Source organism: Micrococcus sp. KRD070, assembly GCF_017168435.1.
Taxonomy (GTDB): domain Bacteria; phylum Actinomycetota; class Actinomycetes; order Actinomycetales; family Micrococcaceae; genus Micrococcus; species Micrococcus luteus.
The window spans coordinates 100,282-115,107 of record NZ_JABFNH010000021.1 but is presented as its reverse complement, the minus strand read 5'-3'; the positions used below and the strand labels follow the sequence as shown (position 1 = coordinate 115,107).

Below are 14,826 nucleotides of genomic sequence, written 5' to 3'. Positions count from 1 at the left end.
ACCCCCGCCCGCACCCCCGACGGCACTTTCGTTTGGGAAACGGCGCCCTCCGAGAGCGCTTTCGTTCGGGAAACGGCGCCCTCCGCCATCCCCGGGCCCGACGGCGTCGCCCACCTCCCGCGCCCGCTGCGCGGTCGCGTGGAGTTCGAGCATGTGCGCTTCTCCTACACGCCGGAGAAGCCGCTCATCACGGACCTGAACTTCGTGGCGGAGCCGGGGCAGACGGTCGCGATCGTCGGGCCGACCGGTGCCGGCAAGACCACCCTGGTCAACCTGATCATGCGGTTCTACGAGGTGGACGGCGGGCGGATCCTGCTGGACGGCGTGGACACCCGCACGGTCAGCCGCGGCGAGCTGCGCGCCGCCACCGGCATGGTGCTCCAGGACGCCGTGCTCTTCGGCGGGACCATCCGGGAGAACATCCGCTACGGCCGACTCGACGCCACGGACGAGGAGGTCGTCGCGGCGGCGAAGGCCACCTACGTGGACCGTTTCGTGCACACCCTGCCCGACGGCTACGACACCGTGATCGAGCAGGACGCCGCCAACGTGTCCGCGGGCGAGCGGCAGCTCATCACCATCGCCCGTGCGTTCCTGGCCCAGCCCTCGCTCCTGATCCTGGACGAGGCCACCTCCTCCGTGGACACCCGCACCGAGGTGCTGGTCCAGGGCGCGATGGCGGCGCTGCGCTCGGACCGCACGAGCTTCGTGATCGCCCACCGCCTCTCCACCATCCGGGACGCGGACGTCATCCTCGTGATGGAGGACGGCGACATCGTGGAGCAGGGCTCGCACGATCAGCTGCTGGCCGCTCGCGGCGCGTACTTCCGGCTGTACAGGAGCCAGTTCCAGGGCGGGGAACAGGCGGAGGAGCAGGACGACGACGGCGCGCCCGCCGCGCGCGAGGACGCCCGCTGAGGCCGGGGCTGGATGGCGCCGGCGCCCAGCCACTGGCCGCTGGCGTCGCTGCGACACGGGACCACCCGATGACCTTCTCGATCCAGGTGCCGGTGAGTTTCACGAGCCCGCACCTCTCCGGAGCCGGAGGTGTACGGGGCTAGGGCGCGCGGCGGTGACGGGAGTATCGAAACCCGATCGTCGGGCCACCCCTGCCGGTGTGGCCGCGCTCATTCGTCCCCTGAGATTGCGCATCCGTCACGCGCAGGACCCTCTTGACTCCCTGGTGGGGCACGTCTGTGGACCGACCGAGAATTCTCTGGACACAGGGCGAGCACCTTCATAGAGTGTGACGCAGATCACGACTGAGCGTGAACCATAAGGAGGAGCGACATGGGTATGAAGCAGCGGATTTCTAAGGTCGGTGCCGGCGTGGCCGTCGCTGGACCGTTGGCCGTCTCCGGTGCGGTGCCAGCGCAGGCGCTGACGGACTCCGGTCGGCAGGACTGCAGCGCAGGACTCCTCCTGTCGGGCACCTACGGCTACTGCTACTACCCGTACTGACTCGCCGGCACCGATGACTTCATTACGCATTCCTGCGACGGCCGCCCTGGTGGCGGCCGTCGCCCTGACCCTCACCGGCTGCGTCGGTCGGGAGTCTGCGGGCCTCGGCGGTTCATCCACGGTCGCCGCTCCCCCCACCGCGACGGCCGAGAAGACCTGGGACGCCTCGCAGTGGGTTCCCACCGAGAGGATCGAACCCCTCCTGACGACGGAGGCGGAGAAGGAGCGCGCCTACCGTGAGCAAGTCGCGCGGCACGCTCAGGGGGCGGGAATGCCCGCGCCGCCTCAGGTGGAGCGCTCCGGGTGGTACGCCACGTCCCTCGAGTCGGACCGCATGGTGTCCACATGCCTGGCCGAGGCCGGGTGGCCGAACTCGGTCGGTCCGACCGGGGGAATTCAGATCGACACCCCACCTGAGTCCCAGAGGTCTGCTTTCGAGGCGGCCTACGTGACCTGCTACGCACAGCACCCGGTGGATCCGAGCTACACCCAGGACTGGACCGATCCGCAGCTCCGCCTCGTCTATGACTACTGGGACCAATACCTCATCCCGTGTCTCGAGGCCTACGGCTACACGGTCGACACCTCCGCGCGCCCCTCCAAAGAGGCATTCGTCTCCGCGTTCTACACTCCAGGCCGCCACCAGTGGTGGCCCTTCGCGGACAGCATGAGGGGCGTGTCGGCAGAACGCCAGGCCGAGGTCGCGCAGACATGCCCGGAGCTTCCGCCGCAGGATGTCTTCTGGGGGTCATCCGGATGAATCGCCCCGCCCGCTGGGCCGCCCTCGTCCTTGCGCTCGTGGCCGTCGCCGCGCTCGCCTTCTGGGCCGGCCGGGTCACGCTCACCCCTCCGGTTCAGGCCGAGCAGCGTCCGGCCGCGAGCGCCCTCGTCACCGTCGCCGAGCAGGAGCTCGGCCGCGTCATCACCCTCGGCGTCTCCGTGTCGCGCGAGCAGACGCCGGCGGCGGTGAACGCGCTGACCGGCGTCGTCACCCGGGCCGGAGAGTCCGGCGAAGTGGCTGCCGGGGAGGTGCTGTACGCCGTCGCCCAGAAGCCCGTGCTCGTCCTCCAGGGCGAGCTTCCCCAGTGGCGCCCTCTCGGGGAGGGCACTTCCGGCGACGACGTCGCCGCGTTCCAGCGCATGCTCGCCGCCACCGGCGCGAAGGTGGAGGCCACCGGCACGTGGGACGAGGCCACCGCGGACGCCTGGGACGACTGGCTCACCGAACGCGGCTACCCCGCCGCGGACACCGTGGAGCTCGGCCAGCTCGTGGTCCTCGACGCCCTCCCCGCGCCCCTCAGCGTGGACGCGAAGACCACCGCCGTCGGCACCACCCTCGCCGGCGGCGAGAACGTGGTGGCCCGCCCCGGCGACCAACCGGACTTCGCCCTCGAGGTCAACCAGGAGCAGGCCGCCCTCATCCCGGCCGGCACCCAGGTCACCGTGCCCCACGGCGAACACGAATGGAAGGCCGTCGCCGGCGAGTCCACCTCCGACGAGCAGGGCCTGATCCGCATCACCCTCACCGCCCCGGACGGCGGCGCGGGTGTAGGCGAAGCGCAGGTCCTCGACGGCCTCACCCACGCGTTCACGCCGGGCGCCGTCACCGCCCTCACCGGACCCTCCGGGCGCGGCAAGTCCACCCTCCTGTACGTGCTCGGGCTCATGCTCACGCCCACCTCCGGAGTGGTGCGCCTCGGCGACGTCGACGCCTCCACCCGCCCGGACCGGGAGCGCTCCCGCCTGCGCGCCGCCTCCGTGGGATTCGTGTTCCAGGACTCGGAGCTGGACCCGTCCCGCCCCATCCTGGACTCCGTGGTGGAGCCCGGCCTCTACGCCGGGCTGGAGCGCCAGACGCTCGAGGACCGGGCACGGGCGCTGCTCGAGCGCTTCGGCCTCGCCCACCGCGCCGACCACCGGCCCGGGCAGGTCTCCGGCGGGCAGGCGCAGCGGGTGGCCGTGTGCCGCGCCCTCGTGAACGCGCCCGTCGTCGTCCTCGCGGACGAGCCCACGGGCAACCTCGACCCGGACAACGCCGGCCTCGTCATGGACGCCCTCGCCGATGCCGCCGCCGAGGGGCGCACCGTGGTGGTCGCCACCCACGACCCCGCCGTCGTCGCCCGCGCCGACGAGGTGGTGCGGCTGTGAACCGGGAGGACCGCCCATGAACCTGCGCACCCTGCTGCGTGAAGCCGTCACCGCCGCACGCACCTCTCCCGTGCCCTCCGCCCTCGTGCTGCTCGTGGTGGCCGCCATGTGCTTCGCCGCCGTGGCCACCGTGGGCAGGCAGGCCGCCACCGAGGCGGCCGTCGCCGCAGAGCTCTCCGGCCCCGGCGCCCGCGTGCTCACCGTCACCGACACCGGCGGCACCGGTTTCCTCACCGGCGCCACCGCGGCCACCCTCGCCGGACTCGACACCGCCGAGGCCGCCCTCGCCCGGGACTCGCCCATGGACGCCGTGAACACCGGGATCGGCCGGGGCGGCGCCCGCGTGGCCGTGACGAACGTGGTCGGCACCCTGGACCGTGGCATCGAGCTGACCCGCGGCCGCCTGCCCGCCCCCGGCGAGGTGGTGGTCCCCGAGGCCAAGCTCGCCGAGCTCGGCCTCGCCCAGCCCTCCGGAGCGATCGAGGCCACGGACGGCCGCCAGTGGGCCGTCGTCGGGGCGTTTCAGGCCCAGGACCCCTTCCAGGACCTCGACGGCTACGCCCTCACCGTCCCCGCCGCCCCGGACGCCCTCGTGATGCAGCAGGTCCGCGTCCTCGCCGCCGACACCGCCGGCACCCGCGCCATGCAGGAGGCCGCGCTCGCCGTGATCGACCCCGACCCGCGCGCCTCCTCCATCCAGACCGCCCGTGCCCTCTCCGCCGGCAACCAGGTGATCACCGGCGAGCTCGCCGGGCTCGGACGCTCCCTGCTGCTGCTGATCCTCGGAGCCGGCGCGTTCTTCGTGTCCATCGTGGTGCTCGCCGACGTCCTCATCCGCCGCCGCGACCTCGGCCGCCGCCGCACCCTCGGCATCGGCCGCGGAGACCTGATCCTGCTCGTGGCCGTGCGCACCGCCGTGCCTGCGCTGCTGGGCGCCGTGCTGGGCTCCGGAGCCGGGTACGCCGTCGTCGCCGGCCAGGGCGGGACGCTGGGGGTGGACTTCGTGGCGGCGGTGGCCGTGCTGGCCGCCCTCACCGCGCTGCTGGCCAGCCTCGCCCCGGCGGCGTTCGCCGCGTTCCGCGACCCCGTGCGGGTGATGCGGACGGCGTGAGGGGTGGCGGGCGGGCCCGCTCACCGGCGGGCACCCCGCCCGCGCACCGCTACCCTCGGGAGCATGCCCGCCTTACCCGCCGCGCCCCCGCCTGCCCTCACGCCGCTCCAGCGGCAGTCCGTCCTGCGCACCCTGCGCAGCCCTCGGCTGCTGGGCACGGAGGTGCTGGCCGCCGTCGTGGTGGCGCTCGCGCTGATCCCGGAGGCCATCGCGTTCTCGATCATCGCGGGCGTGGATCCGCGCGTCGGGCTGTTCGCGTCCTTCACCATGGCGGTGACCACGGCGATCGTGGGCGGCCGGCCCGCCATGATCTCCGCGGCCACGGGGGCGGTGGCGCTCGTCGTCGCACCGCTGTCCCACGCGTACGGGGTGGGGCACCTGCTTGCCGCGATCATCCTCGGCGGCGTCATCCAGATCCTGCTCGGCGTGTTCGGTGTGGCCCGGCTCATGCGGTTCGTCCCGCGCTCGGTGATGGTGGGGTTCGTCAACGCGTTGGCCATCCTCGTGTTCACCTCGCAGCTGCCCGAGCTGATCGGCGTCCCGTGGCTCGTGTACCCGCTCACGGCGTTGGCCCTGGCGATCGTGGTGCTGTTGCCGCGGCTCACCACTGCGGTGCCTGCGACGCTCGTGGCCGTCGTCGTGGTCACCGCCCTGGTGATGGCCGCCGGCCTGGCCGTGCCGCGCGTGGGGGACCGGGGCGCGCTGCCGGACGCGTTGCCCGCGCTCGGCCTGCCGGACGTCCCGCTGACGTGGGAGACGCTGTGGCTGATCCTGCCGTTCAGCATCGGCATGGCGTTCGTGGGGTTGCTCGAGTCCCTGCTCACCGCGAAGCTGGTGGACGACATCACGGACACCCGCTCGGACAAGACGCGCGAGTCCTGGGGGCAGGGGGTCGCGAACGTGGTCTCCGGGCTGTTCGGCGGGATGGGCGGCTGTGCAGTGGTGGGGCAGACCATGATGAACGTCAAGGCGAACGGCGCCCGCACCCGGATCTCCACGTTCCTCGCGGGTGTGTTCCTGTTGGTCCTCGTGGTGGCCCTCGGCGAGTTCGTGGCGCAGATCCCCATGGCCGCGCTCGTGGGCGTGATGATGTTCGTGGCCGCCGCGACCTTCGACTGGCACTCGGTGCGCCCCGCCACCCTGCGCGCGATGCCGCGCTCGGAGACCGCCGTCATGGTCGTGACCGTGGCGGCCACGGTGCTCACTCACAACCTCGCGATCGGCGTGGGCGTGGGTGTGCTCACTGCGCTGGTGCTCTTCGCCCAGCGCGTCTCGCGTCTGGTCACGGTGGTCCGCGAGGTCCACGACGACGGCGACGCCGTCACGTATCGCGTGCACGGCGCCCTGTTCTTCGCGTCATCGAACGACCTCTACTCGCAGTTCGAGTACGCCCTCGATCCGCCGTGCGTCGTGATCGACATGGGTGCCGCGCACGTGTGGGACGCCTCCACTGTGGCCGCTCTCGACTCGGTGCTGACCAAGTACGCCCAGCACGGGATCCACGCCGAGGTGACGGGGCTGAACGAGGCCTCCGCAGCGATGCACGCGCGCCTCACCGGGCGGCTCGGCACCTGAGCCGGCGGGCTCAGGCGGTGACGAACTCCCACTGGTGCCCGTCCGGGTCGACGATCTCGCGGGAGTGCATGCCGGAGTCGGCCATCTCCTCGCGCAGGTCCACGGGCAGGGGCACCTCGGCGGCGCCGAGCTCGACCGCCCGGTCCGCCAGGGCGTCCACCGCCGCGGCGTCGCCGACGCTCAGCGCCATGAGGGCGGAGTTGGTGGTGAGGCAGTCGGCGATCTCACGGTTGCCGATGAAGTCGGTGTAGTAGCCGGGGCTGAGGTACATCGCGTACGTCGACTCGGTGAGCTCGATGCACACCGAGTGCTCGTCCGAGTAGTCGTCCATCGCGGTGGCGCCCAGGGTCGTCCAGAACTCACGGATTCGCTCGGTGTCCGTCGTCGGGAGGTTGATGAACACCGGCTGGGAGAACAAGGCCATGGAGAGCACCGTAGACGAGGCGTTCGGTCCGCCGCCACCGCGCGCGTGTCGCGGGCGCGCGGGCGTGGCGTGGGCCACGGAGCCGCTCCCGACGACGCCGCCCGCGGCCTGGTGCGTCCGCCCCCCTTGGTAGCGTGGCCGCCATGAGTGTTCCTCCCTCTGGCCCGCCGGCCGGTCCGCCCGCCGGCTGGCCGCCGTCGGGCCGGCCGTCCGCCCGCCGCGCCGCCGTCGCCCCGAGCCTGCACGGGCACCCCGGCGCCCCCGGTGGCGTCCCCGCCGGCTGGCCCGGCCGCCGGCCCGCGGCCCGCCCCGCGCCGGACTGGACCCCGGGTCGGTTCCACTGGGGCGACGCCGTCGTGGTGCTCGTGTACGTGGCGCTCATGGTGCTCGGGCTGGGGCTGTGGCTGGCGGTGTCGCTCGGCCTGGTCCCCGGTGACCTCGAGGCGTTCGACCTGGTCCGCGACGGGTTCACGGTGAACATCGTCAGCTACGCGATCCTCGTGGTGCTCGTGCTGGCCGTGGCCTGGCGCCCGCTCGTGACGTCGCTGCGGGTGTTCCGCACGGGCACGTGGTGGAAGCTCCTCCTGCTGCCCGCCACGTGGCTGGCGTGCATCGTCGTGAACGTGATCGTGCTGAGCCTCATCGGGGAGGCGCAGACCAGCGCCAACCAGGCCGCGCTCGAGGAGATGACCACGCAGGCCCCGCCCGTGCTCATGATCCTCATGACCGTGGTGGCCGCCCCGCTCGTGGAGGAGTACCTGTTCCGCCACCTGCTGATCGGCAAGCTCTCCCGCTGGATCAACGTGTGGGTGTGCGCCGTGGTCTCCGTGCTCGCGTTCACGCTCCTGCACTTCCTCGGCACCGGCGGCGACTTCCGGCTCGTGGAGACCGTCCCGTACCTGACCCTCGCGGTGGCGATCACGGTGTCCTACATCCTGATGGGCCGCTCGTTCGGGTACGCGGTGCTGCTGCACATGGTGAACAACGGCATCGCCATCGCGATGCTCTACCTCGTGGCCCCCCTGCTGCCGGACACGCTGCCCGAGCCCACGGCCCCGACCACGGCGCTGGCCCCGCTGCTGGCCCTGCTGGGCTGAGATGGCGGGACCCTCCGGCTCGACGGCGGCGCCCGCCCCACAAGACGCGCGCGCCCTCACGCGACGCATCCTCGCGCTCGCGGTCCCCGCATTCGGCGCGCTCATCGCGGAGCCGCTGTTCCTGCTGGCCGACACCGCGATCATCGGGCACCTGGGCACGGCCCAGCTGGCCGGCGTCGGGATCGGCACCACCATCCTGCACACGCTCACCGGCCTCATGATCTTCCTGGCCTACGCCACCACCCCGGCGGTGGCCCGGCTGATCGGGGCGGGGAACCCGGCCGCCGCGATGGACCGCGGCCGCGACGGGATCTGGCTGGGCCTGCTGCTCGGCGCGGTGCTGGCCGTCCTCGGCTGGCTCGCGGCCCCCGCGCTGACGGCGGCCCTCGGCGCGACGGGCGAGGTGCAGGCCCACGCCGTCGCCTACCTGCGCTGCTCCATGCCGGGGCTGCCGGCCCTGCTGGCCGTGCTCGCGGCCACCGGGGTGCTCCGCGGCCTCCAGGACACCGTGACGCCGCTCGTGGTGGCGGGTGTGGGCTTCGGCGCGAACATCGGGCTGAACGTGGCCCTGGTGTACGGGCTGGGCTGGGGCGTGGTCGGCTCGGCCGTCGGCACGTCCGTGGTGCAGTGGGCGATGCTCGTGACGTACCTGTTCGTGCTGGCCCCGCGCTTCCGCCGCTCGGGCACGGCGTGGGCGCCCCGCGCGTCGGGCATGCGGGCCACGGCCCAGGTGGGCTCGTGGCTGCTGCTGCGCACCGCGAGCCTGCGCGCGGCCATCCTCATCACCGTCATGGCAGCGGCCGGTGCGGGGGACCTCACCCTCGCCGCCCACCAGCTCGTCTTCACGCTCTTCTCCACGCTGGCGTTCGCCCTCGACGCCCTGGCGATCGCCGCACAGGCCCTGATCGGCGCCGAGCTCGGGGCCGCCCGGCCGGACGCCGCCCGTCGCCTCACCCGGACGATGGTGCGCTGGGGGCTGGGCTTCGGCGTCGTGACCGGGGCCGTGCTGGCCCTGGCGGCACCGGTGCTGCCGGGGCTGTTCACCACGGACCCGACCGTGCAGGCCGCCGCCACCGTGGGCCTGTGGGTGCTGGCCGCCGGGCAGCCGGTGGCCGGCTACGTGTTCGTGCTGGACGGCGTGCTGATCGGCGCCGGCGACGCCCGCTACCTCGCCCTCGCCGGCCTCGTGAACCTCGTGGTCTACGCGCCGGCGCTCTGGGTGCTCGCGCAGCTCGCCACGGGCGGGTTCGGCTGGCCCGCAGCCTGGGCCGAGCCGAACATCGCCGTGCCCGACGCCGGTGTGCAGCTGGGCCTGCTCTGGCTCGGCTTCGCGGGGGTCTACATGGGGATGCGGGCGCTCACCCTCGGCGGGCGGGCCCGGCGCGACGACTGGTTGCGGCTCGGCGTCGTGTGAGCGCATCCGGGCGGTGACGCGCGGGCCGGGCCGCGGCCGCACGGCTCCTAGACTGGGGCGGTGGCTACCGTGCAGACCCCCCTGGAGATCTCGTCCGTGGTGTTCAAGCCGATCCTGATCCGCGCCGTGGTGGCGCTGGTGTTCGGTCTGACCACCGTGTTCGTCGCCGAGCCGGGCCTGACGTGGATGAAGGTCATGTTCGCGCTGTACCTGGCGTTCTCCGGTTCGGCGATGTGGGAGTACCTGCGCCGCGACCCGGTGCCCGTGGCCATGCGCTCCCCGCTGTCCCTGGCGGCGGCCGCGTGGATGCTCGGCGTGATCGTGCTGCTGTTCCTGGGCTCCCCGGCCGCGGTGGGCGTGGCGGCCGGCGCCGCCCTCGTGCTCGGCGGCGTCGCCGAGCTCGTGGCGTGGGCCCGCCACCGCCGCGAGTTCATCCCCGCGCGGGACCAGCTGTGGACCGGCCTCGTGGGCCTGCTCTCCGGGGGCGGCGTGGTCGTGGCCGCCCTGCAGGGCTTCGGCCCGCACGCCCTGCTCGGCATCGCCGGCGGCGGGGCGATCCTGATCGGGGTGCTCCTGATGGTCTCCGGGCTCGGCTTCCACCACGAGGTGCGCCGGGACCGCGGCACGGCCAGGGGCCTCTGAACCGGGTCGACGTCGCGGTCCTGACCCGCGGGGCGGCCGTTCGCCGGGGGAGGACCTCGGGGCCCCGAGGGGCCACCCGCCGGCCGGACGCGTAGACTGGCTCCGGTCCGTCGCACCCCGAGGGCTTCAGCCCCGGGCGCCTGCGCGGGCCGTGTCGCCCCAGCCGCCCCCAGCCGTCAGGAGTCCCGCCGTGAGCGCACCGTCCCCCCGCCCGTCCGCCGATCGCGCCGGATCCGGCCGCCCGGCACGCGGCGGTCTGCGCACCACGGTCAAGGGCCCGCTCGTCTTCTCCGCCGTGCTCGGCCTGATCGGCGGGGTGATCGCCGGCATCACGGCCTCCGGCGGCACGCAGAATCCGCTGCGCGTCGACATCGCGCTGATCGCCTTCGGCGTCTTCTTCATGACCTCGCTCGTGGTGGTGGCCATGCTGCAGCTCGCCGCGCGCGAGAACCCGGACCACCTCTCCCAGGGCTCCGGCGTGAACCGCTCCTCCGAAGAGATGTTCCGCAAGGCCGCCGCCGACCGCCGCGCCCAGGCCGCCCGGGGGCGCCGCGAGCAGGGCGGCACCGGAGGCGACGCCCCGCGCGCCTGAGGCCGGCGCCTCAGAACCCGAGGCTGCGTGCCTCCCGCCGCAGCGCGTCCGCCGAGGCGTGCAGCGCCCGCATCTCCGCGGCGTCCAGCTCGGGCTGGATCACGCGGGAGACGCCGTCGCGCCCCACCACGGACGGCATGGACAGGGCGACGTCGGAGAGCCCGTGGACGCCGTCGAGCACGGTGGAGACCGGCAGAATGGCGTGCTGGTCACGCAGGATCGCCTCGAGCAGGCGGGTCGTGGCCACGCCGACCGCGTACGTGGTGGCGCCCTTGCCCTGGATCACCTCGTACGCGGCGTGCACCACGGTGCCCGCCACCGCGTCCAGGTCGGCGCGGGTGAACAGCGGGGCGGCCGGCGTCGGCCACTCCAGGATGGGCGTCGGGCCGATGCGCGCCGAGCTCCACGCGGGGAACTCCGTGTCCCCGTGCTCGCCGAGGATGGTCGCGTGCACCGACGACGCGTGGACCTGCGCCCGCGACGCCAGCAGCCACCGCAGGCGGGACGTGTCCAGGAGGGTGCCCGAGCCGATCACCCGGCCGGCAGGCAGACCGGTGAGGCGCTGGGCCACCAGCGTGAGGACGTCCACGGGATTGGTGACGAGCACGATCAGCGCGTCCGGCGCGTGCGCCTGCACCTGGGGCAGCAGGCCGCGCAGGATCTCCACGTTGTGCGCGCCGAGGTCGAGGCGGGTCTGCCCCGGCCTCTGCTTGGCGCCGGCCGTGATCACCACGACCTCGCAGCCGGCCAGGACGTCCGGGTCCGCGCCGCCGGTCATCGCCGAGGCAGAGGTGAACGGGGTGCCGTGGGCCAGGTCGAGGACCTCGGCGCGGACCTTGGGCTCGTCGATGTCGTAGAGGGCGACCTCGCGGGCGACGCCGCGGATCAGCGTCGCGTAGCAGATCGCCGTGCCGACGCCGCCGGCCCCCACGACGCCGACCTTGCGGTGGGCGGGTCCGAGGGACGCGGGGGCGTGGGCAGGGGTGTGCTCGCTCATGTCTCGCAGGCTAGGGGTGTCCGGCCGGCCGACGGAACCAGAGGCGGCCCCGTCCCCCGATGTTCAGCGCCGGACCACCTGGCGGGCAGGGCCGGGTCAGTCCTTCTTCTTGTCCGACTTCTTCTTGCCGGACTTCTTCTCCGCCTTCTTGCGGGCCTTCTTCTCCGCCTTCTTGCGCTCCTTCTTCTCCTTCTCGGTCTCCTGGCGGGGCTCGTCGCCCCCGGCGGCCTCGGAGTCCACGACGGCCTCCGGCGCCTCCGCCTCCTCCGGCCCGGCCGGCCCGGCCGGATCCGTCGCGGGTGCGGCCTCCGCCGCCTCGGCCAGGCGTGCCCGGTAGGAGCGCACGTGGGTGCGGTTGGCGCAGTTGGCCTCGTCGCAGAAGCGCTTGGACCGGTTCCGGCTGGCGTCCACGAGCGCGTTCTCGCAGTCCTCGCCCTCGCACACGCGCAGGCGGGTCAGCTCGCCGTCCATCGCGGTCTCCGCCAGCGCGAGGGCGGCCATCGCGGCCAGCCGCTCGACCGCGTCGGCGGGGACCTGTGCCGGGGCCAGCCCGACGACGTCGCCCCCGGCCGTCAGCCGCAGCGGCCCGGCCGCGGCGAGGAGGGCGTTCACGCGCTCCACGGCGGCCGCCTCGTCCACGGCGGCGAGGGCCCAGACCTCGGCCAGACGGCCGCGGAGCTCGCGGCCGCGCACGGCCGCGGCGGCGGCCAGGCGGAGGCGGACCTCGTCCTCCTGGAGTTCAGGGACGAGGGAGGGCAGCTGCGTGGCGGCGGTGAACCGCTCGTCCGCCGGCTGACCGCCCCGCAGGCCGGGGGCGGTGTTCAGGAACGCGGCCAGGGAGGCGAGGCGGGTGAGCGTCGGCGCGGAGAGCATGGGGAAATCGTACGGCGGGCCCGCCCTCCCGTCACCGGCTTCACGCCGCGTATCGGGTCGCCTCCGGCGCCGCCCCGTCCAGTACCCTGACCCCCACGGACCCCGTCTGCGCGGCGGGGTGCACCCATGGGGCCGGAGGGGCCCCCGAACCAGCACAGGAGACCTCCATGTCCCAGACCTCCCAGGCGACCGGTCGCCTCTCCGCCGGGCACGTCATCGTCAAGACCCTTGAGTCCCACGGCGTGAAGCGCGTCTACTCCGTGCCGGGCGAGTCCTACCTGGACGTCCTGGACGGCCTGCACGACTCGGGCATCGAGAACGTGGTGTGCCGCCACGAGGGCGGCGCCACGTACATGGCCGAGGCCGACGGCAAGATGAACGAGGTCCCCGGCGTCGCCATGGTGACGCGCGGCCCGGGCGCCGCGAACGCCCACGTCGGCCTGCACACCGCGTGGCAGGACTCGACGGCGCTCGTCCTGTTCGTCGGCCTGATCCCGTTCGAGCACCGCGACCGCGAGGCCTTCCAGGAGTTCGACCCGCACGCCTGGTTCGGCACCGGTGCGAAGCGCGTGATGGTCCTGGACCACCCGGAGCGCGCCTCCGAGATCGTGGCCGAGGCCATGTTCGCCGCGAGCTCGGGCCGGCCCGGGCCCGTCGTCGTCGGCCTGCCGGAGGACGTGATCCGTGAGGAGATCGATGCGCACCTGCACCCGCAGATCCCCGTGGCCCCAGGCGGCATGACCGTGGAGGACTGGAAGTCCCTGCACGCCGCGCTCAAGGAGTCCCGCAAGCCGCTGTTCATCACCGGTGGCAACGACTGGACGGACGAGGGTGCGCAGACCCTGACGACGTGGCTGGAGGAGCACAAGATCCCCGCCGCCGCCGAGTGGCGCACCGAGGGCACCGTGCCGTTCTCCTCGCCGTCCTACGTGGGCCCGATCGGCTACGGCCGCCCGAAGCCGACCTACGACATGCTCGAGGAGACCGACCTCATCGTGTTCGTCGGCACCGTGCCGGGCGACGCCGTGACCAACGGCTTCACCATCCGCCAGAACTGGGACAAGAAGAACTTCCTGGTCACCATCGACCCGTCCCTGCGCGGCCGCTCCGGCCCCGTGTCCCACCAGATCGTGGCCAAGCCGGACGGGTTCATCCGCGACCTCGTCCGCATGGAGCTCGAGGTCAAGCCGGAGTGGGAGGAGTGGACCTCCCGCATGCGCGGCGAGCAGGAGAAGTTCGCGGCCCTGCCCCCGGCCGAGCCGTCCGAGGGCCAGGCGAAGATGGCCACCCTCATGGCCAACCTGGTGCCGAAGCTGCCGAAGGACTCGATGATCTCCCTCGGCGCGGGCGAGCACACCAACTGGGCGCACCGGTACTTCCCGACCGAGGGCTACCGCGCCATGATCTCGGCCCGCAACGGCTCCATGGGCTACTCGGTGCCGGGCGCCGTGGCCGCGTCCCTGAACTTCCCGGACCGCACCGTGGTGACCATCGCCGGCGACGGCGAGTTCCTCATGAACGGTCAGGAGCTGGCGACCGCCGCGCAGTACGGCGCGAAGCCCCTCGTGATCGTCATGGACAACCAGGAGTACGGCACCATCCGCACCCATCAGGAGCGCGAGTACCCCGAGCGCGTCTCCGGCACCCAGCTGAAGAACCCCGACTTCGCCGCCATGGCCCAGGCGTTCGGCGGCTTCGGGGTGCGCGTGGAGCGGGACGCGGACGTGCCGGCGGCCGTGGACGCGGCGCTCAAGGCGGTCCAGGAGGAGGGCCGGTTCGCGCTCATCCACCTGATCGTGGAGCAGCGCGTCAAGGCCTACTGAGGCCGGCGGCGCGGCGCGGTCGTCGCCGTTCCTCCGGTCAGGCCGCCGTCGTGGGGACGTCGAAGCGCAGCTGGGGCACGGGGAGGGGTGCACCGTCGAGGTCCGTCTCGACCCGGTCCCGCAGCACGCCCCCGCACGCGCGGATTGTGGCCACGGAGGCGGTGTTCGTCTCGTCGCACGTGAGCAGGGCGGTGGACACCCCGCGTGCGGCCAGCAGCATCAGGGCGCCGCGCAGCAGCCGCGCGGCGTGGCCCCGCCGCCGGAACGCGGGGCGCACCGCATAGCCCACGTGTCCGTTGACGTGCCGCAGCGCCTCGTTCAGCTCCCACCGCACGGACACCCGGCCCACCAGCTCACCGTTCTCGTCCACGCCCACGTAGAAGGAGGCGGGCGCGCGGCCGGGCTCGACGTCGCCCCGCGCCTCGGCGGCGAACGCGCGGCGGATCGCGGGGAAGGAGCGGGTGCCGGCCATCAGGAAGTCGAACCCCTCCCGATGCAGCTCGGCGTCCGCCTCGCGCGCCGCGATCTCGTCCGCGGCGCGCAGCGGGCGCAGCAGGAGGCCGTCCACGGTGACGGTGGGGCTGGGGTCCGGGAGCATGTGCCGAGTGTACGAGGGGGACGCCGGGCGCGGCCGCGTGAGCCGCCCGCCGCCCCAGCCCTCGTCCCCTC

The 14,826-nt window shown here is 73.5% G+C and carries 15 protein-coding genes; 11 read left to right on the top strand and 4 right to left on the bottom strand.

Annotation, left to right across the window (positions count from 1 at the left end; genetic code table 11):
* The 6 genes from J1M38_RS07625 to J1M38_RS07595 all read left to right on the top strand — a co-directional run.
* The coding region (locus tag J1M38_RS07625) for an ABC transporter ATP-binding protein (protein WP_241246552.1) at positions 1–918 on the top strand (918 nt) is incomplete at its 5' end.
* Positions 919–1,290: 372 nt separating this feature from the next.
* On the top strand, positions 1,291–1,461 hold the full coding sequence (locus tag J1M38_RS07620) for a hypothetical protein (protein WP_020621742.1): 171 nt from the start codon (positions 1,291–1,293) through the stop codon (positions 1,459–1,461).
* Between the two features lie 49 nt (positions 1,462–1,510).
* Complete coding sequence (locus J1M38_RS07615) at positions 1,511–2,221, top strand: hypothetical protein (protein WP_020621741.1); 711 nt, start codon at positions 1,511–1,513, stop codon at positions 2,219–2,221.
* Between the two features lie 746 nt (positions 2,222–2,967).
* Positions 2,968–3,609, top strand: coding sequence for an ABC transporter ATP-binding protein (locus tag J1M38_RS07605; RefSeq protein ID WP_241246557.1), 642 nt, complete (start codon positions 2,968–2,970; stop codon positions 3,607–3,609).
* Between the two features lie 16 nt (positions 3,610–3,625).
* Positions 3,626–4,720 (top strand): permease, encoded by a 1,095-nt coding sequence (locus tag J1M38_RS07600; RefSeq protein ID WP_020621738.1) that lies wholly within the window; start codon positions 3,626–3,628, stop codon positions 4,718–4,720.
* A gap of 63 nt (positions 4,721–4,783) precedes the next feature.
* A complete protein-coding gene (locus J1M38_RS07595; protein WP_170080134.1) occupies positions 4,784–6,295 on the top strand; it encodes a SulP family inorganic anion transporter in 1,512 nt (503 codons plus the stop codon).
* A gap of 10 nt (positions 6,296–6,305) precedes the next feature.
* On the opposite strand, the gene J1M38_RS07590 is transcribed toward J1M38_RS07595, so the two are convergent.
* Positions 6,306–6,719: a VOC family protein gene (locus J1M38_RS07590; RefSeq protein WP_002856773.1), complete on the bottom strand. Its 414-nt coding sequence runs from the start codon at positions 6,717–6,719 to the stop codon at positions 6,306–6,308.
* A gap of 143 nt (positions 6,720–6,862) precedes the next feature.
* Here J1M38_RS07590 and J1M38_RS07585 point away from each other — a divergent pair, with 143 nt between their 5' ends.
* The 4 genes from J1M38_RS07585 to J1M38_RS07570 all read left to right on the top strand — a co-directional run bounded on the left by J1M38_RS07585 (position 6,863) and on the right by J1M38_RS07570 (position 10,464).
* The gene (locus tag J1M38_RS07585; protein WP_012751117.1) at positions 6,863–7,816 is read left to right on the top strand and encodes a CPBP family intramembrane glutamic endopeptidase; all 954 of its coding nucleotides are present in this window, start codon (positions 6,863–6,865) and stop codon (positions 7,814–7,816) included.
* 1 nt (position 7,817) lies between these two features.
* Positions 7,818–9,230, top strand: a complete 1,413-nt coding sequence (locus tag J1M38_RS07580; protein WP_206481616.1) for an MATE family efflux transporter — start codon at positions 7,818–7,820, stop codon at positions 9,228–9,230.
* A 60-nt stretch (positions 9,231–9,290) separates the two neighbouring features.
* Entirely contained in the window at positions 9,291–9,872 is a 582-nt protein-coding gene (locus tag J1M38_RS07575; protein WP_044658537.1) for a hypothetical protein, read from the top strand.
* 190 nt (positions 9,873–10,062) lie between these two features.
* Positions 10,063–10,464, top strand: coding sequence for a hypothetical protein (locus J1M38_RS07570; protein WP_206481617.1), 402 nt, complete (start codon positions 10,063–10,065; stop codon positions 10,462–10,464).
* A gap of 10 nt (positions 10,465–10,474) precedes the next feature.
* On the opposite strand, the gene J1M38_RS07565 is transcribed toward J1M38_RS07570, so the two are convergent.
* Together J1M38_RS07565 and J1M38_RS07560 are read right to left on the bottom strand one after the other, a co-directional pair.
* On the bottom strand, positions 10,475–11,461 hold the full coding sequence (locus tag J1M38_RS07565) for an L-lactate dehydrogenase (protein WP_206481618.1): 987 nt from the start codon (positions 11,459–11,461) through the stop codon (positions 10,475–10,477).
* Positions 11,462–11,557: 96 nt separating this feature from the next.
* Entirely contained in the window at positions 11,558–12,334 is a 777-nt protein-coding gene (locus J1M38_RS07560) for a CGNR zinc finger domain-containing protein (RefSeq protein ID WP_036317519.1), read from the bottom strand.
* A gap of 167 nt (positions 12,335–12,501) precedes the next feature.
* Between J1M38_RS07560 and J1M38_RS07555 the strand changes: the two genes are divergently transcribed.
* Entirely contained in the window at positions 12,502–14,157 is a 1,656-nt protein-coding gene (locus J1M38_RS07555) for a thiamine pyrophosphate-dependent enzyme (protein ID WP_206481619.1), read from the top strand.
* A 37-nt stretch (positions 14,158–14,194) separates the two neighbouring features.
* Here the strand turns inward: J1M38_RS07555 and J1M38_RS07550 are convergent, their stop codons facing one another.
* Positions 14,195–14,755, bottom strand: coding sequence for a GNAT family N-acetyltransferase (locus J1M38_RS07550; protein ID WP_206481620.1), 561 nt, complete (start codon positions 14,753–14,755; stop codon positions 14,195–14,197).
* Positions 14,756–14,826: the final 71 nt, after the last annotated feature.

Bases quoted from the DNA above. Each gene is read 5' to 3' on its own strand.
- J1M38_RS07620 (WP_020621742.1), top strand. From the start codon at position 1,291: ATGGGTATGAAGCAGCGGATTTCTAAGGTCGGTGCCGGCGTGGCCGTC.
- J1M38_RS07600 (WP_020621738.1), top strand. From the start codon at position 3,626: ATGAACCTGCGCACCCTGCTGCGTGAAGCCGTCACCGCCGCACGCACC.
- J1M38_RS07595 (WP_170080134.1), top strand. From the start codon at position 4,784: ATGCCCGCCTTACCCGCCGCGCCCCCGCCTGCCCTCACGCCGCTCCAG.
- J1M38_RS07590 (WP_002856773.1), bottom strand. From the start codon at position 6,719: ATGGCCTTGTTCTCCCAGCCGGTGTTCATCAACCTCCCGACGACGGAC.
- J1M38_RS07585 (WP_012751117.1), top strand. From the start codon at position 6,863: ATGAGTGTTCCTCCCTCTGGCCCGCCGGCCGGTCCGCCCGCCGGCTGG.
- J1M38_RS07580 (WP_206481616.1), top strand. From the start codon at position 7,818: ATGGCGGGACCCTCCGGCTCGACGGCGGCGCCCGCCCCACAAGACGCG.
- J1M38_RS07565 (WP_206481618.1), bottom strand. From the start codon at position 11,461: ATGAGCGAGCACACCCCTGCCCACGCCCCCGCGTCCCTCGGACCCGCC.
- J1M38_RS07560 (WP_036317519.1), bottom strand. From the start codon at position 12,334: ATGCTCTCCGCGCCGACGCTCACCCGCCTCGCCTCCCTGGCCGCGTTC.
- J1M38_RS07555 (WP_206481619.1), top strand. From the start codon at position 12,502: ATGTCCCAGACCTCCCAGGCGACCGGTCGCCTCTCCGCCGGGCACGTC.
- J1M38_RS07550 (WP_206481620.1), bottom strand. From the start codon at position 14,755: ATGCTCCCGGACCCCAGCCCCACCGTCACCGTGGACGGCCTCCTGCTG.